This window comes from Promicromonospora sp. NPDC023805, assembly GCF_040639635.1.
In the GTDB taxonomy this organism is placed as follows: Bacteria; Actinomycetota; Actinomycetes; order Actinomycetales; family Cellulomonadaceae; genus Promicromonospora.
Genome location: NZ_JBFAAH010000008.1, coordinates 106,921 through 132,224, shown reverse-complemented (window position 1 = coordinate 132,224; position 25,304 = coordinate 106,921). Strand labels below are relative to the sequence as shown.

The following is a 25,304-nucleotide window of genomic DNA, read 5'->3' as shown; positions in this document are numbered from 1 at the left end:
CTTCAGAACCGCCGCCGCACACACTCGGGCCATGCCGATCTCGCACCGCCTGCTCGCCGTCTCCGTCGCGGTCATGTGGGGCCTCAACTTCATCGCGATCGACGCCTCGCTCGGTCAGTTCCCGCCGTTCCTGCTCGTGGCGCTCCGGTTCGCGATCATCGCCGTCCCGACCCTGCTCCTCGTGCCGCGTCCGCAGGTGCCGGTGCGCTGGCTGCTCGGGTACGGCATCGGCTTCGGCACGCTGCAGTTCCTGTTCCTGTACTGGGGGATGGCCGTCGGGATGCCGACAGGGCTGGCGTCGCTGGTGCTGCAGTCGTCCGCGCCGTTCACCGTGCTGCTCGGCGCGGTCGCCTTCCGGGACCGGGTGTCCGCACGGCAGCTGGTAGGGCTCGGCGTGGCGACCCTTGGACTGGCGGTGGTGGGCTGGTCCCAGGCGCAGGCCGCCGCCTTCGCGCCGTTCCTGCTGGTGCTGGCGGGTGGGTTCGGCTGGGCGATCGGCAACGTGTCGAACGCGCGGGCCAGGGCGACGAACCCGCTGCACCTCACGCTGTGGATGTCGGTGGTGCCGCCCGTGCCGATGTTCGCGCTGTCCCTGGTGGTGGAAGGCCCGGACGCTATCGCGGCTGCGTTCGTCCCCGGGCCGCACATGGTTCCGGCGCTGGTCGGGCTGGCGTACACGGTGCTGATCGGCACGCTCGTCGGATCCGGGATCTGGACCTGGCTGATGGCCCGACACCCGGCAGGCGTCGTCGCGCCGTTCTCGATGCTGGTCCCCGTGGTGGGACTCAGCGCGTCGGCGGTGCTGCTGGGCGAGCACATCGAGGTCGCGACCGCGCTCGGCGCCGCACTGGTGATCGGGGGTGTGCTCTGGGGGTCGCTGCGCAAGGCCGGCGCCCGGACGTCTCCGGCCCCGGCCGGCACCGAGGAAACTGTGGCCCCGCCGCACTCGACGCGAGAGCCGGTCGGGTCATAAAGTGTGAAGGAATCGTGAGCGACTGTAGGTCCTCAACCGGAGGCGACCATGGATGTCGTACTGCTGATCGGCCGGGTGCTCTTCGTGGCGCTCTTTCTCGGGAGCACCGTCGGCCACCTGACCCAGACGGAAAGCATGGCCGGCTACGCGGCGTCCAAGGGCGTGCCGATGGCGAAGCAGGCAACCCTCGTCAGCGGCGTGGTCATGCTGCTCGGCGCGCTGTCCGTCCTGCTCGGCGTCTGGGGTGACCTGGGCGCGCTGCTCCTCTTCCTCTTCCTCGTCCCGACGGCGTTCCTCATGCACGGGTTCTGGCGGGAGACCGACCCGACGGCCAAGCAGATGGAGATGATCCAGTTCAACAAGGACGTGGCGCTCGCGGGCGCGGCGCTGGCGTTCTTCTGGGTGTTCAGCCAGGATCCGGGCCTGACCCTCACGGGACCGCTGTTCTCGATGGGCTGACCGGTACGCCCTCTCGCAACGACTCACCACAACCAGCTCGGAGGCAGTCGTGAAGTCAGGTCTGATAGTGCTCGGCGCAGTCCTTCTCCTCATGGGCGCAGTCTTCGCCTTCCAGGGACTCGGCTACCTCGCCGGCAGCGCGATGACGGGCGTGACGCTGTGGGCGGTCGTCGGCCCGATCCTCGCCGTCGTCGGGGTCGTGCTCATCATCTGGGGCGCACGAGCGGGCAGGCCCGGTAAGCACAGCTGACACGGGGCGCGGCGCTCGGGCGCCGCCGGCCGGGCTCGGCGGGGCTGGTCTGGCTCGGCGGGACGGCCTCAGGCGGCCGGCCCGTCGGCGTCCTCCAGCTCCTCCGGGTTGGGCAGCCTGGACAGGAACCGGAACGACACGAGCGCGACCAGGGTCGCGATGCCGCCCGCGATCAGGAACGGCGCGCGCAGGTCGATCCTGCCGAGCAGCCCGCCCAGCAGCGAGCCCAGCGGCATCGTGCCCCAGAGCAGCGTGCGCCACGTGCCGTGGACCCGGCCGAGCAGGCGGCTCGGGATCGCGGCCTGGCGCAGCGACATGACGAGGATGTTCCACGCCGTCGTGCCGCCTGCCGACAGGAAGTAGCCGAACGCGACGACGCCGAGCACGGGGACCGCGCCCATCAGGACCAGCGCCGCGAGGGCCAGGATCTGCGCGACGGCCATCACCGGTCCGGCTCGGAACCGCTCCTTGAGCCGGTTGGTGATCGACGCCGCGCCGAGCGAGCCCACCGCGCCGGCCAGGATGAGCGCCCCGTACCAAGCCTCGGGCACGCCGAGCCGGTTCAGCACGTAGAGCACCATCGTGGCGGTGGCGGCCGAGAAGCACAGGGCGATCACCACGCTGATCAGCCAGAGCTTCCGCAGCATCGGGTTGCTCAGGATGTACCGGAACCCGTCGGTGAACTGGCGGTACCAGGCGACGTGCGGCACGCCGCTCGGGTCGGTGTGGTGCCTGCCCGCCGCGGCGAGCGGCAGGAACACCGCCATGACGCTCGCCACCGCATAGGTCAGCACGTTGATCCCGAGCGGCACCACCACGGAGACGGCGAACAACGCCGAGGTGAGCGGGCCCGACAGGAATCGCTCGACGACGATCTCCCCGGCCTCGACCCGCGAGTTGGCGCGCGGCAGGTCCTGCTTGGCGGCGATCGACGGCAGGACGGCGCGGAGCGCGCCGTCGTAGATCGTCTCGAACGCCCCGTACGCGAACACGACGCCGTAGAGCCACCAGATCGTGAGCCCGTCCGTCGCGAACAGCGTCAGCAGGAGAATCGCGAGCAGCGTCCGGGCGCCGTTGGCGAGCGTCATGGCGCGCCGCCGGTCGATCCGGTCCAGCAGGATCCCGGCGGGGATCGAGAAGATCAGCCACGGCAGCATCGCCACGGCCGCTATCCCGGAGACGAGCAGCGGGTCGTCGGTCAGCCGCGCCGCCAGCAGGGGAGCTGCCACCTTGGCGATGCCGTCCCCGAGGCTGGAGCTGACGTTCGCGACGATGACGTTCCTCAACGCCCGGCCGAGCGGCTGCCTGTTGCTCACGCGAAGAGCCTAGGCGGCGTTGACGGTGGTGGGGTGGGCAGCGGCGGCCAGCTAGGAGGCGGGCTGGCCGTCCGGCGGCTCCTCCGCCAGGCGGGCCGCGATCGTGCCAGTGATCTCCGCCAGGGCGTCGAGCTGCTCGGGCGTGAGCGCGTCGATGACCAGCCGCCGCGCCGTCGCGATGTGCCCGGGGACCGAGCGGATCAGCTCGCGTCGGCCGGCGCTCGTCAGGCCGACGTTGGTGGCGCGGCGGTCCTCGGGGCAGGGGGCGCGGGTGATGAGCCCGCGCTTCTCCAGGCGCCCGCAGACGTGGGACAGCCGGGGCAGGGTGGAGACGGTGGCCTCGGCGAGCGCCGTCATCCGCATCGTCGGCCCGTCGCTGAGCTGGAGCCTGGAGAGCACGACGAACTCGAAGTGCGTCAGCCCGGAGTCGCGCTGGAGCTGCCGGTCCAGCGCGGCCGGCAGCAGCTGGAACACGGCGGTCAGGCCGAGCCAGGCCGCCGACTCCTGCTCGTTCATCCGGGGTACGCGTCGCTTCACCCGCCCATCCTAGCGTTTGGTTGACGCGACAAGTAATCGGTGCGAGACTCGGCGTGTTGGTTGTAGGAACAACTACTTTGGGAGTGCACATGACCACGGTCACCGTCATCGGAGCAGGAAGCTTCGGCAGTGTTGTCGCGGGCATCGCGGCGAAGGGCGGGACCGGCATCCAGGTCCTCGCCCGCGACGTCGAGAAGGCGCGCGCGGTCGCCGGCCCGCTGGGCGGCACGGCGGGCACCGTCGGCGACGAGGTGACCGGCGACGTCGTCGTGCTGGCCGTGCCCTACGGCGCCGTCGCGGACCTGGTCGAGGTCTACCCGAGCGCGTTCGACGGGAAGGTCCTCGTCGACGTCACCAACCCCGTCGACTTCAGCACCTTCGACGACCTCGTCGTCCCCGCCGACTCCTCGGCGGCGAAGCAGCTGCAGGACGCCGTCCCCGGCGCGAAGGTCGTCAAGGCGTTCAACACGAACTTCGGCGGCACGCTCGCGAGCGGCGAGATCGGCTCGGTGCCGACGACGGTGCTCGTCGCCGGCGACGACGCGGACGCCAAGCAGACCCTCGTCGAGCTGGTCACCGCGGCCGGGCTGCGCGGGCTGGACGCCGGTTCGCTCAAGCGGGCCCGGGAGCTGGAGGCCGTCGGCCTGCTGCAGATGACCCTCGCCGGCGCCGAGAAGATCTCCTGGGGCGGCGGACTCGCCCTGATCTCATGAGCACGCCGAACATCGTCCCCGCGTGGCGGCAGGGCAGTGTCGCCACCGCGGGGACGGCGCCCGACGGCACCCGGATGGACACCGTGGAGCTGCTCGTGCGCGACCTCGACGTCATGACCGCGTACTACCAGGACGCGGTGACCCTCGACGTCCTCGACCAGTCGGGCGCGAACGCGACGCTGGGTCGGGGCGGCGTGCCGATCATGGTGCTCCGCCAGGAACGGGACCTGCCGGGCGCGGACCCGCGCGGCGCCGGGCTCTATCACACGGCCATCGTCTTCGAGGACGAGCGGCGCCTGGCCGCGTCGCTCGCGTCCATGGCGCAGCGGGTGCCGGAGACCTACACCGGCAGCGCCGACCACCTGGTGAGCGAGGCGTTCTACTTCACCGACCCCGAGGGCAACGGCGTCGAGCTGTACCGCGACCGCCCCCGCGAGGAGTGGACGGTCCGCCCGGACGGGACCGTCGCCATGGCCAGCGAGTACCTCGACCCGAACCAGTTCCTGCGGCGCTGGCACGACCCTGCGGCGCCCGATGCCGGTCCGTCCGCCGCCATCGGGCACGTGCACCTGCAGGTGGGCGACCTCGTGTCGGCGCGCCAGTTCTACGTCGACACGCTCGGGTTCGACGTCACCGCGCAGCTGAGCGACTCCGCCCTGTTCGTCTCGGCAGGCGGCTACCACCACCACATCGGCATGAACACCTGGCGCAGCGCGGGGGCGGCGCCCCGCGCCTCGACGCTCGGCCTCGGCGACGTCCGGATCCTCGTCCCCACCCGGTCCGACGTCGGAGCCCTTGCCGACCGCCTCCGGTTCCACGGCATCCCGACGTCCGACGACGGCGCGACGCTCCGGTTCGCGGACCCGTGGAACACGCGGCTCGCCGTATCGCCGGAGACCGAGGGCTGATGGGCGGCTGATCGCGGGTTGGTCGGCGCGGCCCGGCCGCAGCGGCCGGGCCGCGGTCACTGGTGGGGTACCCGCACCCCCGCGGCGCGCAGCCTCGCCTCGACGAGCGCGGTCAGCCGGGCCGACGTCGGCCACTCCTCCTGGCCGTGGGTGTTGACCATCCCGTACCGCGTAGCCGTGTCGGGCTGGGCCCGGAACCCTGCGGGCATCGCGAGCAGCTCGGGCTTGGCCAGCAGGTTGTCGGCGAGCGCGGACGCCAGCTCCTCGACCCGCGGGTCGTCCGGGTCCCACGACAGCGCGTCCCAGCTGCGCTGGGTCAGGTCGACGAACTCCGGGTCGTCCAGCCGGTGCTCGAGCTGGGTCACGAAGCTGTCGAAGCCCTCCGGCACCAGCGCCCGGAACAGCACCAGCGCCTCGCGCTGGCCGGCGACGTAGTCGGGGCTGAGGCCGAGCTCACGCATCCGGTCGAGCACCGCGCAGGCGCGGTCGGGGAGCAGCGCCCGGTCGTCGGCGAGCCGGTGCAGCGTGTCCCGCCGGGTGATCAGGTCCTCGATCCGGTCGGTGAGCTGCTGCTCGACGTCGGTGAGCGCCACGGCGAACCGCTCGGCGTCGGCGTCGAGCAGGGTGCCGATGTCGGCGAGCGGGACGCCGGCCGCCGCCAGCGTCCGGACCTGGACCAGCCGCAGCAGGTCGTCCGACCCGTACCGGCGGTACCCGGAGCTGTCCCGGTCCGGCTCCTCGACCAGACCGAGCTTGTGATAGTGCCGCACGGTCTTGATGGTGACCCCGGCGAACGCTGCTGCCTGGCCGATGGTGATGCCGCCCGCCGTCCGTCCGCTCATCGCCCCAGCATGCCCTGCGCTCGCGGGGCGGCGGCGAGCTCGCGCACGGCATCGGCGACGGCGGGGGAGTCCTTGCGCAGGATGCTGCCGTGGTTGCTGGAGACCTTGGCGCTGATCCGCAGGTTCGGGTTGCCGGCCAGCAGGGGGTCGACGGCCTTGCGCATCTGTTCCTGCAGGTCGTCGCGGCTGCCCAGGGCCTCCCCGGAGGCGACGACGTACCGCGTCGGGACGGTCAGGTCCGCCAGCGTCGGGCCGAGGGCGGCGTGCAGGTGGTGGGCCTCGATGGCGAGCTCGGCGTGCAGCTCGGCGGAGAACCGCCCGGCCAGGCCGAGCATGCGGGCCAGCGGCATCATCGGCTTCATCCGGTCGAACACCTTGCGGATCTCGGCGTGCCCGGCCTCGTCGGTCCAGCCGACCGGGTACGGGCCGTCGACCCCCACGACGCCCAGGGTGCGCTCCGGGTTGCGGCTCGCCCAGTGCACCGCGAGCAGCGCGCCGTAGGACCAGCCCACGAGCAGGGCGCTCTCGACGCCCCGCGCCACGAGGACCGCGTCGATGTCGCGGACGCAGACCTCGAACGAGTAGTCCGCCGACTGCTTCGACCGGCCGCGGGCACGCTCGTCGAAGCTGATGTGCCGGTAGCCGCTGCCGAGATCGGCGATCACGCGCTTCCAGTGCCGCTGCGAGGCATAGGAGCCGTTGAGGTAGATCACGGGGATGCCGGGGCCGCCGGAGTCGGTGACGGCCAGCTCCGTGTCGTCGACGGGGACCATTCCGGTCCACGAGGCGCTGTTCGGACGGGGTGAGTTCGTGTCGAGGTTGCTCATGCGACGAGCCTCCACGTTGACCTCGGGTCAAGGTCAAGGCCTGCCATCAGACGTGTTTTCCGGCCGGCGGCTGCCAGCCCGCGCTGCGTCGGTCCAGCTCAGCGGCCAGGTCCTCGAACGCCGCCCGGACGCGCTCCTCGTCGTCGGTGACCAGCAGGTCGACGAGCAGCCCGCGCAGCGTCGAGAGCAGCGACGTCGCCAGCGCGGAGGCCTGCGGCTCCGGACAGCCGTGCCGCACCAGGCCCGCGGCCAGCAGGGCCGTCCGCTGCTGTATCGACCGTGCCACGGCGTCACGCAGCTTCGGGTTGTCGTGCATGGCGTGCCCCGTGATCGCGGTGAACAGCCGGATGTAGCGGCGCCCCGTGTCCGACGTCGCCCGGCGCCAGATGGTCTCCAGCGGTTCCGGGTCGTCGTCGGCCAGGTCGGGCAGCGCGAGCGTCTGGGCGATGACCAGGTCGACGATCGCGGCGACCAGGTAGTCCTTGGTCGAGAAGTGGTGCACCAGCGTCGCGTGGCTGACGCCGACCGTCTGGGCCACCTTGCGCAGCGACAGGCCGGCCAGGCCGTGGTCGAGCGCGTGCTCGGTCGCGGCGCGCAGGACCTCCCCACGGCGATGTTCGAAGCGCAGCTTGCGGCCGTCCACGTGCTCATTCACGGTCCGACCCTAATCAACGACCGCTGTGCATCAATCTCAAGAATGTCTTGACCGAGTGGTAGAGCTACTTTATCGTCGGTCCGGTCAGTAGTTGTCTCACCGATCTCGAAGGGGCGATTCATGAGGCATCGCATCCGCAAGGCTGGTGCAGCGCTCGTGACCGGGCTGCTGCTCGCCGGCACCGCCGTCGTGGGCCTGCCGGTCGCACAGGCCGCCGACAACCCGTACGAACGTGGTCCCGATCCGACCGTGGCGAGCATCGAGGCTCGCCGTGGTTCGTTCGCCGTCGCCGACGTGAGCGTCTCGCGTCTTGCCGTCACCGGTTTCGGCGGCGGCACCATCTACTACCCGACCAGCACCGCCGAGGGCACGTTCGGAGCGGTGGCGGTCGCACCCGGCTACACGGCCAGCCAGTCGAGCATGGCCTGGCTCGGCCCGCGGCTCGCGTCGCAGGGGTTCGTCGTCTTCACCATCGACACGAACAGCACCTCGGACCAGCCGTCCTCGCGTGGGGACCAGCTCCTGCGGGCGCTGGACTACCTGACGACGCGCAGCGTGGTCAGCAGCCGGATCGACGCCGGCCGGCTGGCCGTCATGGGCCACTCGATGGGTGGCGGGGGATCGCTCGAGGCGGCCAAGGACCGGCCGTCGCTGCAGGCGGCTATCCCGCTCACGCCGTGGAACACCGACAAGACGTGGCCAGAGGTCAGCACGCCGACCTTGATCGTCGGCGCGGAGAACGACTCGGTCGCCTCCGTACGCTCGCATGCGGAGCCGTTCTACCAGTCCCTCCCCAGCGGCGCCGACAAGGCGTACCTGGAGCTGCGGGGTGCCAGCCACTTCGCGCCGAACACGGACAACACGCCCATCGCCAAGTACAGCATCTCCTGGCTCAAGCGCTTCGTCGACGACGACCTGCGCTACGACCAGTTCCTGTGCCCGGCGCCGTCCACGAGCACGACGATCAGCGAGTACCGCAGCACCTGCCCGTACTAAGGGACGGGCTCAGCTGGTCGAGCCGCTCTCGCTGGTCGAGCTTGTCGAGGCCCACCGAGGTCTCGACAAGCTCGACCAGCGAAGAGGGCTACGCCGGCTTCGGGAGCGTGAGGATCTCCGCCCCGTCCTCGGTGATCGCGATGGTGTGCTCGCTGTGCGCCGTCCGGCAGCCCGTCGCGCTGCGGAGGGTCCACCCGTCGGCGTCGGTGACCAGCTCGTCGGTGTCCGTCATGACCCAGGGCTCCAGCGCGAGCAGCAGCCCGGGCCGCAGCTTGTACCCGCGGCCCGGCCGCCCCGTGTTCGGGATGTGCGGGTCCTGGTGCATCGTCGATCCGATGCCGTGCCCGCCGAACTCGACGTTGATCGGGTATCCGTCCGCACTGAGCACCGTGCCGATGGCGTCGGAGATGTCACCGATGCGAGCCCCGGGGCGGGCGACGGCTATCCCGGCTCGCAGCGCGCGTTCGGTCGTGTCGATCATGGCGACGCTCTCGGCGGGCCTGGTGTCGCCGACGATGAAGCTGATCGCCGAGTCCGCTGCGATGCCGTCCAGCGAGACGGCGAGGTCGAGGGTCAGCAGGTCGCCGTCGGCGAGCCGGTAGTCGTGCGGCATCCCGTGGAGGACGGCGTCGTTGACGGCCGTGCAGATGTAGTGGCCGAAAGGCCCGCGCCCGAACGACGGCGCGTAGTCGACGTAGCAGGACTGCGCACCGGCGTCGACGATCATCGCCTTGGTCCACCGGTCGACGTCCAGCAGGTTCGTGCCGACCACGCACCGCTCGCGCAGCGTCTGCAGGATGGTGCCGACCAGGGTGCCCGCGCCCCTCGCCCGGACCAGCTCGGTGGGGTTCAAGATCTCGATCATGTGGTGCCCTTCGCACGTCTTCCAATAACTATCCCGGCCATAGTATCCCGGTACTATGATCGGGAGCATGGTCAGGTTGCCGCTCACACCCGCGGAGGTCGAACGCGGACAGCGTCTCGGCGCCCTTTTGCGTCGCGCGAGGGGCGAGCGTTCGATGCTCGAGGTCGCGCTCGACGCCCGCGTCTCCCCGGAAACCCTCCGGAAGATCGAGTCGGGCCGCGTCGCGACCCCCGCCTTCCCGACGGTCGCGGCGATCGCGGAGGTCCTCGGGCTCTCCCTCGACGCGGTGTGGGCAGAGATGAACCCGGCCGACGACGGCGTCGGCTCCGCGAGGGCCGGTCGTAACGCGCGGGAGTGGCTGGCGTCGTAGCCGGACTTTGGGGACCCCTCAGTCGACCAGCGCGCCGCCGGTCAGGTTCACCACCGTCCCGGTCATGGCCCCGGCGCGGTCCGAGGCCAAGAAGGCGGCAGTCTCCGCGACGTCGGCGAGTGTCGGTAGCCGCTTGAGCAGCGTCCCGTGCTGCATCGCGTCGTCCAGCAGCTCCTCGATCGACTGGCCGGCCGCCTTCGCGGACGGCGCGAAGACGTCCTTGGTGTAGGAGCCCGCGGCGACCGCGTCCACGACGGCGTGCGGCCGGATGGTGAGGACACGGATGTTGCTGGGGGCCAGCTCCGCGGCCAGCACGCGCGAGAACGCCTCCTTGCCGGCCGCGCTCACGCCGTGGCCGAGGATGCCCTCGACCGCCAGCTTCGCACCTGGCTCGGACAGGTTGAGGATGACGCCGGGGCGGTCGCCGCCCATGTGCCGCGCCACTGCCTTGCTCGTGATGAAGAGCGTGCGCAGGAACCCGTCGATCGGCCGCATGAACTCCTCCAGCGAGAGGTCCGCGAGCGGCGTCCCCTGGTCGTGCATGACACTCACGGCATTGAGCGCGACGTCGATGTGGCCGGCCGTCGCGGCGACGGCGTCGGCGTGGCGCTCGACCGCTTCCGGGTCGAAGGCGTCGACCACCGCCGTCTCGACCTTCCCGCCTGCGGCAGTGATGTCGCGCGCCACCGCGTCGAGCTTCGCCTGCGTCCGTCCGGCGATGAACACCCGTGCACCCTCCCTGGCGAAGACCCGCGCGACGGCGCCGCCGATGGCACCCCCGCCGCCGTAGATCACGGCGTTCTTGTTCTCGAGCAGCAGTCCACTCATGGCTGTTCTCCAGGTGTTCGGTGGTGGTGGCCGGCTCAGGTACGACGACGGGTGCTGGGGAAACTCATCGCACGGCTTCCAGGCGGCGGACCGGGAGCCGACTATTCCGTTGCCGTCCCCGGCCGGAGCCCGTGAGGCTGTCCGTCGATGATGCCGTTGACCGAGATCGACCGTCTGAAGCGAACAGTCACCTCCGCGTGGGAGAGCCCGGTCGCGTACGTCCTGCGCGATCTGACCGGGCCCGTCGGGGACCGGCCGGGGGCTTGGTGACCACTGAGGTGCGGGTTCAACGAGGAGATACGTCCATCTTCGTCATGGACAGCGGCGGCGAGGGCCCGCCAGTGTTGCTGCTGCACGGATTGGCGGGCAGCTTCCGGGAGCTGCTGCCCACAGCACACGCGCTGGCCGACCGGTTCCGTGTCCTCCTGATCGACCAGCGAGGGCACGGGCGCAGCACGCGCCGGCCCGCAGATCTCCGGCGCGAGGCCTTCGTGGGCGACGTAGTGGCCGTTGTCGAGGGCGTCCTTCATGGTCAGCCGGTCAGGCTGGTCGGCCAGTCGATGGGTGCTCACACGGCGTTTCTCACCGCGGCGACCCGGCCCGATCTGGTCGACAGGCTCGTGCTGCTCGAGGGCCACGTCGCCGGCGACGACCGCCCCGAGGAAGCCCGCAAGCTCGGCGACTACTTCGCGTCCTGGCCCACACCGTTCGCCGACGTCGACACGGCCCGCGCTTTCCTCGGCACGTCTCCGTTGGCCGATGCCTGGATCGACGACCTCCGAGCCACGGCTCGAGGTCTGTACCCACGGTTCGACCCCGATGTCATGCGGACGGCGATCGCCGCCGTGCACGCTCCGCGTTGGACCGAGTGGGAGAACCTCGCGACGCCCACCCTGGTGGTCTTCGCGGAGCACGGCATGTTCACGGACGAGGAGAAGGACGAGCTCGTCCGACGTCGGCCCGGCACCAGGCGCGCCGACATTCCCGGCGCCAGTCACGATGCCCATCTCGACGGCTTCGACGCGTGGTCCGAGATCCTGCGCGGCTACCTCGACGGCGACGCCGAGACTCCGTCAGCCGCCGGATAGGCCCCCAGACGCGGCTGCCGCGGGCGTCCAGCACTTTTCGCGGCATACGTTCCACCGTTACGGAACCGTGATTTCCAGTGCTTGACCGGACGGAGGCGTGCGTCCTACTCTCATGTTCACGTTAACTTGTTATCGTTAACATACGGGCAACGATGCTCAGCGGGCCTTCAACGGAGAGTGGCGTATGACAGAGATTCCGGTCGTCGAACCGGCTGAACGGCGATGGCTATGGCAGTCACGCTGACAGGGCCGGTCGTCCAGTCCGAGAAGCTGACGGTGAAGAAGCCGAAGTCGCTGCTGAAGAGCATCGCCCGCAACAAGGTGCTGCTCCTCATGTGCCTTCCGGCGATCGTGTTCTTCATAGTCTTCAGCTACGGTCCGCTCCCTGGCGTGTGGATCGCCTTCACGAGCTTCAACTACCGCGACGGGATCTTCGGCAGCGAGTTCGTGGGGATGCGGAACTTCGAGTTCCTCATCCAGTCCGGGCAGCTGTGGCAGCTCACGCGGAACACGCTGCTCTACAACCTGGCCTTCATCATCCTGGGCAACATGCTGCAGATCGCGCTGGCGATCATGCTGAACGAGATCAGGTCGAAGTACTTCAAGAAGATCAGCCAGGCCATCATGTTCCTGCCGTACTTCATCTCGGTGGTCCTGGTCGGCGTCATCGCGTTCAACCTGCTCAACTTCGACACCGGCGCGATCAACGCGCTGATCGAGCAGACGGGCGGCGACCCGGTCAAGATCTACAGCACGGCGGGCCTGTGGCCGATCATCATCATCCTGTTCCAGCTCTGGCAGAGCACCGGCTACGGATCGATCGTCTACTTCGCGGCGATCATGAGCATCGACAACTCGTTGTTCGAGGCCGCGGCCATCGACGGGGCCTCGGCCTGGCAGCGCATCCGCTACATCATCCTGCCGAGCCTGAAACCCACGTTCATCATCCTTCTGCTGTTCTCGCTCGGCGGGATCATGCACGGCAACTTCGGGCTGTTCTGGAACCTGGTGGGCAACAACGCTGCCCTGTTCGCCACCACCGACATCATCGAGACGTCCGTCTACCGCATGATCCTCTCGCAGAACAACTTCACCTCGTCGACGGCCGTGGGGCTCTACCAGTCCCTGTTCGGGTTCGCCCTCGTGATGCTGGCCAACTGGATCGTCCGAAGGATCAACAAGGACTATGCGCTGTTCTAACCTGCGCCGTTCTGACAGAGAGGGGGCGTGATGAGTCACGTCGTCGCAGTGAAGCGGCCGAGGAAGGTCAGGCTCGACAAGAGCGACTACGTGCTGCGGGGTATCTCCTACTTCACGGTCACGCTCTTCACGGCGTTCTGTGCGCTGCCCTTCATCCTCATCGTCTCCGCGTCCTTCTCCAGTGAGGGCGCGATCATGAGGGACGGGTTCGGCCTGCTGCCCAACGAGTTCACGTTCGCGGCCTACGAGTACATCTTCCGGGCGCCCCGGCAGATCATCGGCTCATACGTCGTGACGATCCTGATGACCGTGTGCGGTACGGCGCTCGGGCTGTTCATCATCGCGATGACCGGGTACGCCCTCCAGCGGCGCGACTTCCCCTTCCGGAACTGGATCTCGTTCTTCATCTACTTCACTACCCTCTTCTCCGCGGGTCTGGCGCCCACCTACCTCTGGGTGGCGCGTGATCTCGGGCTCAAGGGAAGCTATCTGGCGGTATTCCTCCAGCTCCTGATGACCCCGTGGCTCATCATCCTGATGAAGAACTTCGCGCGCTCCATGCCCTACGAGATCATCGAGTCCGGAAAGGTCGACGGCGCGGGCGACTTCCGGATCTTCCTGCAGCTCGCGCTCCCCATGATGAAGCCGGCGCTGGCCACTCTCGGCCTGTTCCTGGCGCTGGGGTACTGGAACGAGTGGTATCTCTCGTCGCTGTATCTGGGCAGCACCGTGGAGTTCAAACCGCTCCAGTACCACCTGTACAACATCATCAACACCGCGAACGCGCTCAGAAACTCGGTGGCCGGCTCGAACGTCAGCATCACCGACCTGCCGAGCAACACCCTGAAGATGGCGAGCGCCGTCGTCGCCACCGGGCCGATCGTGCTCCTGTACCCCTTTGTCCAGAAGTATTTCGTCTCCGGCATCACTGTCGGCGCCGTGAAGGGCTGACGCCCGCTTTCATGACCGTTTGAAACATTCGCAAGAACATCTGCAGCACGAACAACGATTCGAGGGAGTCTCAACGATGAGAAAGTCTTTCGCGAGGGTCGGAGCGGCAACGCTCGCCCTGGCCATGAGCACAGCAACACTGGCCGCCTGCGGTCCGGCTGGCGGATCCGACTCCGGCGAACCGACCGAGATCACCATGCTGGTCCTGGGCGACAAGCCGGAGAACGGCCGCCTGGAGGCCATGCTGGAAGAGCTGAACCCGCGCCTGATCGAGGAGGCGAACGCCACCCTGGACTTCTACTACGTGGAGTGGGCCGACTGGCAGACGCAGTACAACACCCAGCTCCTCTCCGGCGACGACAGCATCGACCTGATCACCACCGCCACGGACTGGCTGTTCGCCTGGGAGAACTCGGAGAAGGGCGCCTTCCTGCCGCTCTCGGAGGAGATGCTCCAGGAGCACGCCCCGCGGACGTGGGAGCAGGTCGAGGCGAACGGGAACTGGGAGAACGCGACGCTCGACGGGGAGATCTTCTTCATCCCCGAGGACAACTACACCCAGTGGACCAACCACGGGTTCTTCTACCGTGGCGACTGGGCGACGGAGGCGGGCTTCGAGGACGGCACGATCACGAAGTTCGAGGACTTCACCACCTACTTCGAGTGGGTCAAGGAGAACAAGCCGGAGGCCTACCCCTGGGACGTCTCGCTGTCCATCGACGCCGCGCTGACGGGGTACCTCCAGGGGCACACCGACAACCAGACGATCCAGCAGATCACCGCGGGCAACTACTTCCCGTTCCAGACCACCGAGGCCGACCCCAACACGGTGACCTCCTGGTACATGGAGGGTGACGAGCTGCTGGAGGCTGCCGAGCTGGCCAAGGAGTGGAACGACATCGGTGTCTGGCGCGAGGACGCGCTGAACTACGACGGCCAGACGCGGGAGCAGTTCTACGCGGGCCTCTCCGGCGCGGACCAGCACCACGCGTCGACGTTCGTCAGCGCGATCGTCGACAACATGACCAAGAAGCAGCCCGGGTCCGACCCGAAGTTCTTCTACTGGGGCCAGGAGAACGGGAACTTCTTCCGGGACATCCCCACGCACGGGGCCATGGCGGTGAACGCCACCTCGGGCAACCCCGAGAAGGCACTGGAGGTCTACGACGTCCTGCGCAACGACGAGGAGATCTACACGCTCCTCAACTACGGCATCGAGGGCACCGACTACGTCATGACGGACGACGGCAAGCTGGACCGTCCCGAGGGCTGGGACGAGACCACCGACGCCCTGGGGTCGAACTTCTGGGGCGGCCGGATGGACGAGTTCGAGCCGGACCGGGTCACCGACGCGCCGAACAAGCAGGAGATCTACGACGGGCTCGACGCGGTGGCGAAGGACTACCCGTACACGACCCTCATCGTGAACAAGGACCTGATCGACCCCTACCTGGCTGCCATGGGCGGCGTGCTCTCCGAGTACATCCCGCAGCTCCAGTACGGCAAGTTCGAGGACCCGGCCGCCGCCATCGCGGACATGCGCGCGGAGCTTGAGGCCGCGGGCTACGACGACGCGAGGGAGGCCGTCCAGGGAGACCTGGACGCCTGGGCGGAGACCCAGGGCTAGTCCTCGGACTGGTCATCGGTGGTCGAGCTTGTCGGGACACGGGTCTCGACAAGCTCGACCACCGACAGCCGTACCACCGGCCACATCAAGGAGACAGGGCGATCGTGAGCAAGATCTTCCACCCGGACTCACCGCTCCTGCGGTTCCTGGACAAGGTCGCGGACGTGATGATCCTCAACCTCGTCTTCATCGCGACGGCGATCCCGGTCGTGACGATCGGTGCCGCGCTGACCGCCCTGAACTACACCGCCCTGAAGATCGTGTCCGGCGAGGGCACGTCGGTGGCGAGCGACTACCTCCGGTCGTTCCGGAAGAACTTCAAGCAGGCGACGCTCCTGGGGCTGGCCGTCGTGTTCCTCGCCCTGGTCCTGGCGGCCTGGTACGTGGTCGTCGACAACCTCGACGTCCCCGTCATCGTCCGGATCGTCCTGCTGGTGGTGTTCTACCTCGTCGCGTTCCGGTTCGTGCTGGCGACGCTGTACGTCTTCCCGTACAACGCGACGTTCGAGAACACCGTCCTGGAAGTGCTGAACAACTCGCGCCTGATGTCGCTCCGGCACCTCTTCGGGTCCCTGGCGATCGCCGCGGTCACCGCGCTCCCCGTCGTCATCACCGTCTTCTACCCCAGGGTGGCGGTGTACGGGCTGCTCTGGTTCCTCATCGGGTTCGCGGGGATCGCCGTCGTGAACGCCGTCCTGTTCACGAGGATCTTCCGCACGTACATCACCGAACCCACCAACGAACCCGCCGAGAGCGAAGGTACGAGATGACGACGCAGACGGACGCCACCGTGGGCCTGCGCCCCTCCGGGCTCGTGCTCGACGGCACCGAGCAGGTGCACCTGTGCGCCTCGCTGTTCTACTTCAGGGTGCCGCGCGAGGCCTGGGCGGACCGCCTGGCCCAGGTGGCGGCGTCCGGCTACACGCTCGTGGACGTCTACGTCCCGTGGAACTTCCACGAGACCGCGCCGGGCCGGTGGGACTTCACCGGGCGCCGCGACGTCGGCGAGTTCCTCGACCTGGCCCGCGACGCCGGGCTCGGTGTCATCGCGCGGCCCGGCCCGTATATCTGCTCCGAGTGGGACGGCGGCGCGCTGCCCGCGTGGTTGACCCTCGAGGACGGACTGGCGCTGCGGCAGGCCGAGCCGCGCTACCTGCGGCACGTCGAGGCCTGGTTCGACCAGGTGCTGCCGCTGCTCGCGGCCCGGCAGCGCGACCGGGGCGGCGCCGTCGTCGCGGTCCAGGTGGAGAACGAGCTCGACTTCTTCGACACCGCTGACCGGCCCGCGTACCTGACCCGGCTGCACGACCTGACGGTCAGTCACGGCATCACCGTGCCCGTCGTGGCCTGCGCCGGGCAGGGCGACCTCGCGGGGGCCACCGGGGGAGTCGACGGCATCACTCCCGCGTTCAACTTCTACCCCGACGACCTGTCGCCGTTCGTCGAGGCCGAGGTGCGGCAGTACGCCGACCTCGTCGCCGGCCGCGGCGAGCCGCTGCTGGTCATGGAGACCAACCGTCGGCACGCGACGCTGCGCAGGCTGCTGGTCAGCGGCGCGAAGGTCATCGCGCCCTACCTCCAGGCCTCCGGATTCGACTTCGGCTACACGCCCTCGGTGGGCAACTGGGGCGACCCGGGTGGCTTCATGTCCCACGACTACGACTTCGGCGGGTACCTCGACCCCGTCGGCGCGCCCCGCCCCGAGATGGCCGAGGCCCGCGTTCTCGCGCGCGTGCTGCGCACCCTCGGGCCCGCGCTCGCCCGGTCCACCACCGCGTCCGCCGACGGCGCCTTCCGGGTCGACGTCGCCACCAGCGCCTCGCCGTCCAGGCTGGTGCTCGACGGCGGGGGCGAGCTGATCGGCATCCCGAACCTGACCGACGACGCCGGGACCGCCGCCTTCCCTGCGTGGTTCGGCGGACCCGAGGTGGCGGTGCCGCTGCCCGCCGCGTCGTGCCTGCTGGTGCTGCGGGACCTGCCGCTGGACCGGTTCGGGCTGCCGGGGACCCTGCGCCTGGCGAGCGCCGACCTCGTCGGCGCCGGACCGGACGGGATAGTGCTGGCGACGACCGGCGCGAGCGTCGTCGTGCTGGAGGCCCCGGGCGGGCGGCCGGTGCTGGTCGAGCTGGACGCACCCGCACCCGGCGCCCCGGTCCGGACGCGAATCGAGGCAGGGGTCGACGGCGTTGCGTGGGCGGTCGTCGTCCGCCATCCCGCGGACGTGGACGCGGACGTGGACGTGGACGTGGACGCACCGTCCGACGGCGGAGCCGCCGCGGACGAGGCGACAACCGAGCATCCGCCGTTTACGGCCCTGACCGAGCTGAGCCTTCCGGCCCGCACCGGGCACACCACGCGGCACGACGTGCCGCCGTCGTCGGAGGCGATGGGTGTGTACCGCGGTCGCACGCACTACTCGACAGACCTCGACGGGGCGGACGAGCTACTGGTCGAGGGTGCGTCCGACATCGTCGACCTCGCCCTCGACGGGGCGGCGCTCCCCACGATCGCGGGCTTCGGTGCCACGTTCCTGCTGCCGGTGGCCGGGGCCGCGCGCCTCGACGCGACTGTCGAGACCTGGGGGCATGCGAACTTCGACGACGTCCGCCTCCCGGCGCTGCGCCTGGGGTCGCTGCGCGGGCTCGGCAGGGTGTGGACTGTCGTCGGCCGGTCCGACGTGTCCGCACTGTGGCGCGTGAGCGCGGCGGGCGGCTGGCCGGGCGAGCCGGCGCCGCTGCGCACGCTCGCCGGCTGGAGCAGCACCCGCGTCGGGGAGCCGACCACCTACTCGCGCGGCCTCGCCATAGATGACGACGCAGGCGATGCGCACCACCACGCGCTCCGCCTGGCCGGGGTGGCGGGGTCGGTCCAGGTGAGCGTGGACGGCGTGGCGCACACCGTGACCGAGGACGACCCCTGGCTGCACCTGGCCCCGGGTGCGGGGCGCGCGGTCGCGATCACCGTGCCGCACCAGCCGGGAGCCGGACTGGCCGCCGAGCTGTTGCGCCTGGAACCGGTCAGCGGCTGGGACGTGGAGGCTCAGCCCGACGAGGTGATCCTCGACCTGTCGCAGGCGGTCGCCGCGGGGGAGTCCGCCGCCCTGCCGCTGGAGCTGGCGCCCGGCGAGGAGCGATGGTTCGAGGCGACGGTGCCGTCCGGCGGGCTGTCGCTCGGGTTCGAGGGCGCACAGGTGCGGGTCAGCGCGTTCGCCGGCGGGGAGCTGCTGGGCCGGGTATGGCTCGACGACCCGGCACGGCCGCGCTTCACGGGCGGCGACCCCGGTCGGCTGTGGCTGCCGGCCGCGTGGAACGACAGGACGGTCCGACTCCTGGTCCGCGCCACGCGCGGGGCCGAGGCGTCGGTCCTCGCAGGTGTGCGCCTCACCGCGACCCAGGGCTGAGCCCGGCCGCGGAGACAAGGCCGCGGAAATAACCTCGATGCGGGGTTGACCCTGACGCAGGGTCAACCCCGCATCCTCATCGCATGAACACACGAACGGACATCGGAACGAGTCCCGGAGCCGGCGCGGGAGCACCCGCGATCCACGTGCACGGGCTGGAGAAGTCGTACAAGGACCTGCTCGTCCTGAAGGGCGTGGACTTCCAGGTCGAGCGCGGCAGCATCTTCGCCCTGCTCGGCTCCAACGGCGCGGGCAAGACCACGGTTATCAAGATCCTGTCGACCCTGCTCAAGGCCGACGGCGGCAGCGCGAGCGTGAACGGGTACGACGTCGCGACCCACGCCGCCGAGGTGCGCGAGTCGATCAGCCTGACCGGCCAGTTCGCCGCCGTCGACGAGATCCTCACCGGCCGGGAGAACCTGGTCCTGGTCGCCAAGCTGCGGCACCTGAACAACCCCGGCAAGATCGCCGACGACCTGCTCGCCCGCTTCTCCCTGACCGAGGCCGGTAGCCGCAGGGCCGCCACGTACTCCGGCGGCATGCGCCGCCGTCTCGACATCGCGATGAGCTTGATCGGTGACCCCTCGGTCATCTTCCTCGACGAGCCGACGACGGGCCTCGACCCCGAGGCGCGCGTCGAGGTCTGGCGCACCGTCAAGAAGCTGGCCGACGGCGGAACGACGGTCCTGCTCACCACCCAGCACCTCGACGAGGCGGAGCAGCTCGCCGACCGGATAGCGATCCTGCACCAGGGCCGCATCATCGTCGACGGAACGCTCGCCGAGCTCAAGGCGCTGCTGCCTCCGGCCGAGGTCGAGTACGTGGAGAAGCAGCCCACCCTGGAGGACGTCTTCTTCGCCATAGTCGGCGGCGACGGTGCCGCCGCAGGCAACGGCACGAGCAGCGAGGACAAGCGATGACCAGCCACTTCTTCAGCGACACCGGCGTCCTGACCGGGCGTTCCCTGACCCACATCCTGCGCAGCATGGACACTATCCTCACCACCGCGGTCACCCCGATCGCGATGATGCTGATGTTCGTCTACGTCTTCGGGGGTGCGATCGAGACCGGCACGGACAGCTACGTCAACTACCTGCTGCCCGGCATCCTGATCATCACCGTCGCCTCAGGCATCGCCTACACCGCGTTCCGGCTCTTCATGGACATGCAGGGCGGGATCTTCGAGCGGTTCCAGTCGATGCCCATCGCCCGGTCGTCGGTCCTGTGGGCGCACGTGCTGACCTCGATGGTCGCCAACCTCGTCTCGATCGCCGTCGTGATCCTGGTCGCGCTCCTGATGGGCTTCCGATCCGGCGCGGGCCTCCCGGCCTGGCTCGCCGTCGCGGGCATCCTTGTCCTGTTCACGCTCGCGCTGACCTGGCTCGCCGTCATCCCCGGGCTCACCGCGAAGTCCGTCGACGGCGCGAGCTTCTTCTCCTACCCGCTCATCTTCCTGCCCTTCCTCAGCTCGGCCTTCGTGCCGACCGAGACCATGCCCGGCCCTGTGGGGTGGTTCGCCGAGAACCAGCCCGTCACCTCCATCGTCGACACGATCCGCGCCCTCCTGGCCCAGCAGCCGGTCGGTACCGACATCTGGGTCGCCCTGGGCTGGTGCGTCGGCATCCTCGTGGTCACGTACTACTTCGCCATGGCCGCCTACCGCCGCAACATCTCGTAGGGCACGCTGAACAGCATGCTGACGATCGGCCAGGTGGCGTCGTACGCCGGGGTGACGGTGCGCGCGGTGCGGCACTATCACCAGATCGGGCTGCTTCCGGAGCCGGAGCGGGACCACTCCGGCTACCGGTCGTACGACGCCGCCACGCTGGTCCGGCTGATCCGGATCCGTACCCTCGCCGAGGCCGGAGTACCCCTGGCCAGGGTGCAGGAGCTGCTCGACGCCTCCCTGGAGGAGTTCGCCCGCGCCGTCGAGGAGATCGACACGGAGCTGCGCGCCGAGATGCGGCGGCTGCGGGAGCACCGCAAGCGGATCGCCAGGCTGGCGGCCGGCGAGAGCCTCGCGCTCCCGCAGAGCGTCCTGGACTATCTCGACCGGCTGCGTGGCCTCGGGGTCGAGGAGCAGTACATCGTGCTCGAGCGGGACGCCTGGATCATGATGGCCGCCCGCATACCGGACGAGATCGATGCCGTGATGGCGATGAAGCACAGGCAGCTTGACGACCCCGACATGGTGCAGCTCTACAAGCTGATCACCGAGGCCCTCCACTGGCCGGCCGACGACTCGCGGATCGTCGAGCTCGTCGACGTCATGGAGCGGCTCGCGCGTCGGGCCATCGAGGCCGGCGAGGTGGTCGGGGCCGACGACGACGGCCTCGACCAGCCGTTCGTGGACCTGCTGGACGCGCTGCCGGCCGAGTCGCCGGGCGGCAGGCGGGTCATCGAGCTGCTGGAGGAGCGCGGCTGGACGGGCTGGACCCGGATCGAGCAGGTGCCGCAGAGGTAGCCCGTGGCAGAATTGCCCGGTGCAGATCGGGATGATCGGGACGCTCGAGGTGCGCTTGGACGACGGCGTCCTCGCCGAGGTGCCTGGCTCGCGGCTGCGGGCGCTCCTGATCGCCCTTGCGCTCGACGCCGGCCGCACGGTCCAGAAGGCGACGCTCGTCGACTGGATCTGGGGCGAGCAGCCGCCGTCCGACGCGACGAATGCCCTGCAGCGCCTGGTCTCCCGCCTGCGGAAGGTGCTGCCGGACGGCTCGATCGAGGGACAGCCGAGCGGCTACCGGCTGCTGCTGGCTCCCGACGCCGTCGACGCGCTGCGGTTCGAGCGTCTCGTGGACCGGGCGCGCGCCGCCGACGGTCCACGGCGGGTGCAGCTGTTGCGCGAGGCGCTGCTGCTGTGGCGCGGGAAGGCCATGCAGGACGTCGACCTGGAGGGCAGCGCGGCGTTCGACGCAGCGGTCACCCGGCTCGAAGGGCTGCACCTGACCGCCCTGGAGGACCGCTTCGACGCGGAGATCAGCCTGGGCCACGGTGCCGACCTGGTCCCGGACCTGACGGATCTGGTAGCAGCCCACCCGCTGCGCGAACGGCTCGTCGCCGCCCTGATGCGGGGGCTCGCCGCCGCCGGCCGCGACACGGACGCGCTGCTCGTCTACCAGCGCACGGGAGCGGCCCTGGCCGACGGGCTCGGCGTCGACCCCTCGCCCGAGCTGTCCGCGCTGCACGTCGCGCTGCTGCGCGGCGAGGTCGGACGGCGGGACGAGAGCCGGAGAACCAACCTGCGTGCCGAGCTGACCAGCTACGTCGGCAAGGAGGCCGACGTCGCAGCGGTCCGCGCCATGGTCGGCGAGCACCGGCTGACCACCCTGACCGGGCCGGGTGGTGCGGGGAAGACCAGGCTGGCCACGGAGGCCGCCCGCACGCTGGTCGACGACCTCCCGGACGGCGTCTGGCTGGTCGAGCTCGCGGTCGTCGGCAGCGACGGCGACGTCCCCCAGGCGGCGCTCGCCGGCCTCGGCCTGCGGGACACGCTGCTCGGCGAGGCGACGGACCTGGAACCGGTCGAACGGCTCGTCGCCGCGCTCCGTGAGCGGGAGATGGTCCTGGTCCTGGACAACTGCGAGCACGTCATTGAGCAGGCAGCGGCGTTCGCCCACCGCCTCCTCGGGGAGTGCCGGCGGCTGCGGATCCTGGCGACGAGCAGGGAGCCGCTCGGCATCACCGGCGAGGCGCTGTGGCCGGTGCTCCCGCTGGACCTGCCGGCGCCGGACGCCGATCTCGGTGAGATCGAGTCCGCACCGGCCGTCCGGCTGCTGCGCGAGCGGGCGAGGGCGGCCCGCCAGGACCTCGCGGTCGATGCCGCGACGCTGGCGACCATGGCCCGCATCTGCCGGTTGCTGGACGGGATGCCCCTGGCGATCGAGCTGGCCGCGACCCGGCTGCGCACGATGTCCGTCGACCAGCTCGCCGACCGGCTCGACGACAGGTTCCGGGTGCTGACCGGCGGCAGCCGCACCGCGCTGCCCCGGCATCGCACGCTGCGCGCGATGGTCGACTGGAGCTGGGAGCTGCTGACCGACGCCGAACGAACGGTCCTGCGCAGGCTGTCGGTGTTCGTCGGCGGGGCGAGCCTGGACGCGGCCGAGCGGGTCTGTGCCGGCGAGGCTGCCGGGGAGGAACAGGTGCTCGACCTGCTCACGGCCCTGACCGAGAAGTCGCTGCTGATCGCCGACACCGACGCTGACGGCAGCCCGCGCTACCGGATGCTCGGCACGATCAAGGAGTACGCGGCACAACGCCTCGCGGAGGCGGGCGAGTCGGACCTGGCCCGCCGGGCGCACCTGGACTGGTTCGTCGAGCTGACCGAGAGCACCGAGCCGCAGCTGCGCCGGCCCGAGCAGCTGCAAGGGCTCACCACGCTCGCGGGCGAGCACGACAACATCGGCGCCGCGATGCGCGGTGCGGTCGCAGCGGGCGAGGCGCGCGCCGCGATGCGGCTCGCGGCCGGGGCCGGCTGGTACTGGTGGCTCAGCGGGCACAAGACCGAGGGCCTTGAGCTCATCACCGCGGCCGCCGAGCTGCCCGGCGAGGTCGACGACCGGACCCGGGCCGCCGTCTACTCGCTCGTCGTGATGTTCGCGAGCTCCGGGCGCGCCGCCGACGAGCGGCAGGCAGCGGACTGGATCCACAAGGCCTACGAGATCAGCCTGCGCGACGGACCCCACAGCCCGCTGCTGGGGCTGGTCGTACCCCTGGAGCGCATGCTGCAGGGGTACGATCCCCTGAGCGCGTGGGAGTCGGTGCTGGACAACGACGACCCCTGGGCGCGGGCGCTGGGCCGGCTGCAGCTCGGCAAGATGCGGGTGGTGCTCGGCCGTCCCGGACAGGACGCCGACGCCTACCTCGAGCAGGCGCTCGCCGAGTTCCGGGCGCTGGGTGAGCGGTTCGGGATCTCCTTCGCCCTGACCGAGCTGGCGGACCGGGTAGCGACGCGCGGCGACTTCGCCGCGGCATCCGGGTACTACGAGCAGGCGGTGGCGGTAGTGGCCGAGGTCGGCGCCGTCGAGGACGTCATCCGGATGCGGTCGGGGCAGGCGCGGCTGTACCGGCTGCTGGGCGACGAGGACGCGAGCGCTGCGGCGATAGCCGAGGCCGCGCGGCTCGCGGAGCGGGTCACGTGGCCGGAGGCGCTGGTGGAGGTGGCCCTTGCCAAGGCGGAGCTCGCACGGTGGGCCGGCGACGTCGAGGAGGCTCGACGGCAGCTCGATCTCGTGCTGACGCGGCTGGGCGACGGGGCGGCGAATCTCAGCGCGGTGACGCACCACCAGCTCGGCTACCTCGCCGAAGACCTCGGCGAGGCCCGCGCGCATCGAGCCGCGGCCTGCCGGGCCGCCGCCGAGGCGGGGTACGCGCCGATGCTCGCGCAGAGCCTCGTCGGGCTCGCGGACCTCGCGCTGCGGTTCGGGCGCCCCGAGGAGGCCGCACGGCTGCTCGGGGCCGGAACCGAGGTGCGCGGGCTGCCGGACCGAGCCGACCCGGACCTGGCCCGGATCGAGAAGGTGGCGCGGAGTCGCCTCGGCTCCGACGGGTTCGCCGAGGCGGCACGGGTGGGTGCGCAGACGGGCTGGGAGCGGCTGGTCGCGGTACTGCTAGATGAGGCCAAGGATCAGGGCCAGGGTGCCGAACGTCGACAGCAGGAGGGTCGTGCCGACGTGCATCCCGATCGACAGGCGGAGGTCCCGCTTCTTCCAGACGAACCAGGGCCCGGGGAAGAAGAAGATGACGCGGGACAGGAACACCCACGGTGACCAGAGGTGGTACAGCGAGAAGAGGACGGTGCTGAGCACCGGGGCCCATGCGCCCAGGTGCTCCAGCCGGGGCATCAGGAACCCACGGAAGTAGTACTCCTCGATGAGCGGGAGCGAGAACCCGGTGAAGGGGATGGACGCTGCCAGGACGATGATCATGACCGTGCGGCTGTTCCCGTCGAGGTAGGTGGTGGCGCTCGCGCCGACGTCGTCGAACGGGAGCCACGTGAAGAACGCCTCGAAGACGACGGCGTCCAGGGCGGTGAGCGCGCTCGAGACCGCGACGAACCACACGATGAGCCCCGCGACCATCGCCACGAGCCTGCCGCGCGGCACGGGCTTGTCCAGGTAGCCCAGCACGCCACGCAGCGAGTACCGCCCGGTCCGGCGTCGGCCCAGCCAGAGCAGGCCGAGCTGGAGCGGGAAGAGCACGACGGTCAGCGCGATCGCCCAGCCCAGGAACGACGGGAGGTCGAGGGCCCGGACCAGAGGCTGGGCGAGGGCGAGGTAGACGGCGACGATCAGGACGCCGGGTACGAGGTGGAGCGCTATGGACAGCGGCAGCGAATGGCGGTCGGCGAGCAGCAGATCGACCATCCGGTTCGATCGGGTCTCTGGTGCGGAGGCTGCGAGGCCTTGTGTGTTCTCCATGCCGGAGATGTTCGCCCGGTCCGCGGACACCGTCCTGACACGGCGCTGACACGGCCGCCGGCACCGCCTCCGAGGCAAAG

The 25,304-nt window shown here is 70.1% G+C and carries 24 protein-coding genes and 1 pseudogene; 17 read left to right on the top strand and 8 right to left on the bottom strand.

Going from position 1 to position 25,304, the window contains the following annotated elements:
- Positions 1–31 precede the first annotated feature (31 nt).
- From AB0F70_RS10730 to AB0F70_RS10720, 3 genes are read left to right on the top strand one after another with little or no spacing between them, the layout of a single operon-like run.
- Positions 32–973: an EamA family transporter gene (locus AB0F70_RS10730; RefSeq protein ID WP_357447399.1), complete on the top strand. Its 942-nt coding sequence runs from the start codon at positions 32–34 to the stop codon at positions 971–973.
- A gap of 48 nt (positions 974–1,021) precedes the next feature.
- Positions 1,022–1,432 (top strand): DoxX family protein, encoded by a 411-nt coding sequence (locus AB0F70_RS10725; RefSeq protein ID WP_357447396.1) that lies wholly within the window; start codon positions 1,022–1,024, stop codon positions 1,430–1,432.
- 49 nt (positions 1,433–1,481) lie between these two features.
- Positions 1,482–1,682, top strand: a complete 201-nt coding sequence (locus AB0F70_RS10720; protein ID WP_357447393.1) for a hypothetical protein — start codon at positions 1,482–1,484, stop codon at positions 1,680–1,682.
- 68 nt (positions 1,683–1,750) lie between these two features.
- Here AB0F70_RS10720 and AB0F70_RS10715 read toward each other — a convergent pair whose 3' ends face one another.
- Together AB0F70_RS10715 and AB0F70_RS10710 are read right to left on the bottom strand one after the other, a co-directional pair.
- Entirely contained in the window at positions 1,751–2,998 is a 1,248-nt protein-coding gene (locus tag AB0F70_RS10715) for an MFS transporter (protein ID WP_357447390.1), read from the bottom strand.
- Between the two features lie 51 nt (positions 2,999–3,049).
- The gene (locus tag AB0F70_RS10710) at positions 3,050–3,535 is read right to left on the bottom strand and encodes a MarR family transcriptional regulator (RefSeq protein ID WP_357447388.1); all 486 of its coding nucleotides are present in this window, start codon (positions 3,533–3,535) and stop codon (positions 3,050–3,052) included.
- 89 nt (positions 3,536–3,624) lie between these two features.
- On the opposite strand from AB0F70_RS10710, the gene AB0F70_RS10705 reads away from it, so the two are divergent.
- Entirely contained in the window at positions 3,625–4,248 is a 624-nt protein-coding gene (locus AB0F70_RS10705) for an NADPH-dependent F420 reductase (protein WP_357447385.1), read from the top strand.
- Positions 4,245–5,156, top strand: a complete 912-nt coding sequence (locus AB0F70_RS10700; protein ID WP_357447382.1) for a VOC family protein — start codon at positions 4,245–4,247, stop codon at positions 5,154–5,156. Before AB0F70_RS10705 ends, AB0F70_RS10700 begins: the two co-directional genes overlap by 4 nt.
- A gap of 56 nt (positions 5,157–5,212) precedes the next feature.
- Here AB0F70_RS10700 and AB0F70_RS10695 read toward each other — a convergent pair whose 3' ends face one another.
- Genes AB0F70_RS10695 through AB0F70_RS10685 form a run of 3 tightly spaced genes read right to left on the bottom strand, consistent with a single transcriptional unit; the run spans position 5,213 to position 7,480 of the window.
- A complete protein-coding gene (locus AB0F70_RS10695) occupies positions 5,213–5,998 on the bottom strand; it encodes a MerR family transcriptional regulator (protein ID WP_357447379.1) in 786 nt (261 codons plus the stop codon).
- On the bottom strand, positions 5,995–6,825 hold the full coding sequence (locus tag AB0F70_RS10690) for an alpha/beta hydrolase (protein WP_357447376.1): 831 nt from the start codon (positions 6,823–6,825) through the stop codon (positions 5,995–5,997). The genes AB0F70_RS10695 and AB0F70_RS10690 overlap by 4 nt, the downstream gene beginning before the upstream one ends.
- Positions 6,826–6,871: 46 nt before the next feature.
- Positions 6,872–7,480, bottom strand: coding sequence for a TetR/AcrR family transcriptional regulator (locus tag AB0F70_RS10685; protein WP_357447373.1), 609 nt, complete (start codon positions 7,478–7,480; stop codon positions 6,872–6,874).
- 120 nt (positions 7,481–7,600) lie between these two features.
- Between AB0F70_RS10685 and AB0F70_RS10680 the strand changes: the two genes are divergently transcribed.
- Positions 7,601–8,476 (top strand): alpha/beta hydrolase, encoded by an 876-nt coding sequence (locus AB0F70_RS10680; protein WP_357447370.1) that lies wholly within the window; start codon positions 7,601–7,603, stop codon positions 8,474–8,476.
- 88 nt (positions 8,477–8,564) lie between these two features.
- Here the strand turns inward: AB0F70_RS10680 and map are convergent, their stop codons facing one another.
- Positions 8,565–9,341, bottom strand: coding sequence for a type I methionyl aminopeptidase (gene map, locus AB0F70_RS10675; RefSeq protein ID WP_357447367.1), 777 nt, complete (start codon positions 9,339–9,341; stop codon positions 8,565–8,567).
- Between the two features lie 67 nt (positions 9,342–9,408).
- Here map and AB0F70_RS10670 point away from each other — a divergent pair, with 67 nt between their 5' ends.
- Positions 9,409–9,711, top strand: a complete 303-nt coding sequence (locus AB0F70_RS10670) for a helix-turn-helix transcriptional regulator (protein WP_357447364.1) — start codon at positions 9,409–9,411, stop codon at positions 9,709–9,711.
- 18 nt (positions 9,712–9,729) lie between these two features.
- On the opposite strand, the gene AB0F70_RS10665 is transcribed toward AB0F70_RS10670, so the two are convergent.
- Entirely contained in the window at positions 9,730–10,539 is an 810-nt protein-coding gene (locus tag AB0F70_RS10665; protein ID WP_357447361.1) for an SDR family oxidoreductase, read from the bottom strand.
- 314 nt (positions 10,540–10,853) lie between these two features.
- Between AB0F70_RS10665 and AB0F70_RS10660 the strand changes: the two genes are divergently transcribed.
- The 10 genes and pseudogenes from AB0F70_RS10660 to AB0F70_RS10615 all read left to right on the top strand — a co-directional run.
- Entirely contained in the window at positions 10,854–11,627 is a 774-nt protein-coding gene (locus AB0F70_RS10660) for an alpha/beta hydrolase (RefSeq protein ID WP_357447358.1), read from the top strand.
- Between the two features lie 228 nt (positions 11,628–11,855).
- The gene (locus AB0F70_RS10655) at positions 11,856–12,827 is read left to right on the top strand and encodes an ABC transporter permease subunit (protein ID WP_357447355.1); all 972 of its coding nucleotides are present in this window, start codon (positions 11,856–11,858) and stop codon (positions 12,825–12,827) included.
- Between the two features lie 30 nt (positions 12,828–12,857).
- The gene (locus tag AB0F70_RS10650; protein ID WP_357447351.1) at positions 12,858–13,778 is read left to right on the top strand and encodes a carbohydrate ABC transporter permease; all 921 of its coding nucleotides are present in this window, start codon (positions 12,858–12,860) and stop codon (positions 13,776–13,778) included.
- 124 nt (positions 13,779–13,902) lie between these two features.
- The gene (locus tag AB0F70_RS10645; RefSeq protein WP_357447348.1) at positions 13,903–15,405 is read left to right on the top strand and encodes an extracellular solute-binding protein; all 1,503 of its coding nucleotides are present in this window, start codon (positions 13,903–13,905) and stop codon (positions 15,403–15,405) included.
- Between the two features lie 104 nt (positions 15,406–15,509).
- On the top strand, positions 15,510–16,175 hold the full coding sequence (locus AB0F70_RS10640; RefSeq protein WP_357447345.1) for a YesL family protein: 666 nt from the start codon (positions 15,510–15,512) through the stop codon (positions 16,173–16,175).
- On the top strand, positions 16,172–18,805 hold the full coding sequence (locus tag AB0F70_RS10635; protein WP_357447342.1) for a beta-galactosidase: 2,634 nt from the start codon (positions 16,172–16,174) through the stop codon (positions 18,803–18,805). Before AB0F70_RS10640 ends, AB0F70_RS10635 begins: the two co-directional genes overlap by 4 nt.
- A gap of 83 nt (positions 18,806–18,888) precedes the next feature.
- A complete protein-coding gene (locus AB0F70_RS10630; RefSeq protein ID WP_357447339.1) occupies positions 18,889–19,725 on the top strand; it encodes an ATP-binding cassette domain-containing protein in 837 nt (278 codons plus the stop codon).
- Positions 19,722–20,483, top strand: a complete 762-nt coding sequence (locus tag AB0F70_RS10625) for an ABC transporter permease (protein WP_357447337.1) — start codon at positions 19,722–19,724, stop codon at positions 20,481–20,483. The genes AB0F70_RS10630 and AB0F70_RS10625 overlap by 4 nt, the downstream gene beginning before the upstream one ends.
- A 15-nt stretch (positions 20,484–20,498) precedes the next feature.
- On the top strand, positions 20,499–21,269 hold the full coding sequence (locus AB0F70_RS10620; protein WP_357447336.1) for a MerR family transcriptional regulator: 771 nt from the start codon (positions 20,499–20,501) through the stop codon (positions 21,267–21,269).
- 31 nt (positions 21,270–21,300) lie between these two features.
- Positions 21,301–22,443, top strand: a pseudogene (locus AB0F70_RS10615) (BTAD domain-containing putative transcriptional regulator); the annotation flags it as partial.
- Positions 22,444–24,414: 1,971 nt separating this feature from the next.
- On the opposite strand, the gene AB0F70_RS10610 reads toward AB0F70_RS10615, so the two are convergent.
- Complete coding sequence (locus AB0F70_RS10610) at positions 24,415–25,224, bottom strand: CPBP family intramembrane glutamic endopeptidase (RefSeq protein WP_357447334.1); 810 nt, start codon at positions 25,222–25,224, stop codon at positions 24,415–24,417.
- Positions 25,225–25,304 lie beyond the last annotated feature (80 nt).

Excerpts from the sequence above, each read along its gene's own strand:
- AB0F70_RS10610 (WP_357447334.1), bottom strand. The coding sequence starts at position 25,224 with ATGGAGAACACACAAGGCCTCGCAGCCTCCGCACCAGAGACCCGATCG.
- map (WP_357447367.1), bottom strand. The coding sequence starts at position 9,341 with ATGATCGAGATCTTGAACCCCACCGAGCTGGTCCGGGCGAGGGGCGCG.
- AB0F70_RS10690 (WP_357447376.1), bottom strand. The coding sequence starts at position 6,825 with ATGAGCAACCTCGACACGAACTCACCCCGTCCGAACAGCGCCTCGTGG.
- AB0F70_RS10660 (WP_357447358.1), top strand. The coding sequence starts at position 10,854 with ATGGACAGCGGCGGCGAGGGCCCGCCAGTGTTGCTGCTGCACGGATTG.
- AB0F70_RS10705 (WP_357447385.1), top strand. The coding sequence starts at position 3,625 with ATGACCACGGTCACCGTCATCGGAGCAGGAAGCTTCGGCAGTGTTGTC.
- AB0F70_RS10635 (WP_357447342.1), top strand. The coding sequence starts at position 16,172 with ATGACGACGCAGACGGACGCCACCGTGGGCCTGCGCCCCTCCGGGCTC.
- AB0F70_RS10620 (WP_357447336.1), top strand. The coding sequence starts at position 20,499 with ATGCTGACGATCGGCCAGGTGGCGTCGTACGCCGGGGTGACGGTGCGC.
- AB0F70_RS10680 (WP_357447370.1), top strand. The coding sequence starts at position 7,601 with ATGAGGCATCGCATCCGCAAGGCTGGTGCAGCGCTCGTGACCGGGCTG.
- AB0F70_RS10700 (WP_357447382.1), top strand. The coding sequence starts at position 4,245 with ATGAGCACGCCGAACATCGTCCCCGCGTGGCGGCAGGGCAGTGTCGCC.
- AB0F70_RS10730 (WP_357447399.1), top strand. The coding sequence starts at position 32 with ATGCCGATCTCGCACCGCCTGCTCGCCGTCTCCGTCGCGGTCATGTGG.
- AB0F70_RS10670 (WP_357447364.1), top strand. The coding sequence starts at position 9,409 with ATGGTCAGGTTGCCGCTCACACCCGCGGAGGTCGAACGCGGACAGCGT.
- AB0F70_RS10630 (WP_357447339.1), top strand. The coding sequence starts at position 18,889 with ATGAACACACGAACGGACATCGGAACGAGTCCCGGAGCCGGCGCGGGA.
- AB0F70_RS10645 (WP_357447348.1), top strand. The coding sequence starts at position 13,903 with ATGAGCACAGCAACACTGGCCGCCTGCGGTCCGGCTGGCGGATCCGAC.
- AB0F70_RS10655 (WP_357447355.1), top strand. The coding sequence starts at position 11,856 with ATGGCAGTCACGCTGACAGGGCCGGTCGTCCAGTCCGAGAAGCTGACG.
- AB0F70_RS10725 (WP_357447396.1), top strand. The coding sequence starts at position 1,022 with ATGGATGTCGTACTGCTGATCGGCCGGGTGCTCTTCGTGGCGCTCTTT.
- AB0F70_RS10665 (WP_357447361.1), bottom strand. The coding sequence starts at position 10,539 with ATGAGTGGACTGCTGCTCGAGAACAAGAACGCCGTGATCTACGGCGGC.
- AB0F70_RS10695 (WP_357447379.1), bottom strand. The coding sequence starts at position 5,998 with ATGAGCGGACGGACGGCGGGCGGCATCACCATCGGCCAGGCAGCAGCG.
- AB0F70_RS10625 (WP_357447337.1), top strand. The coding sequence starts at position 19,722 with ATGACCAGCCACTTCTTCAGCGACACCGGCGTCCTGACCGGGCGTTCC.
- AB0F70_RS10650 (WP_357447351.1), top strand. The coding sequence starts at position 12,858 with ATGAGTCACGTCGTCGCAGTGAAGCGGCCGAGGAAGGTCAGGCTCGAC.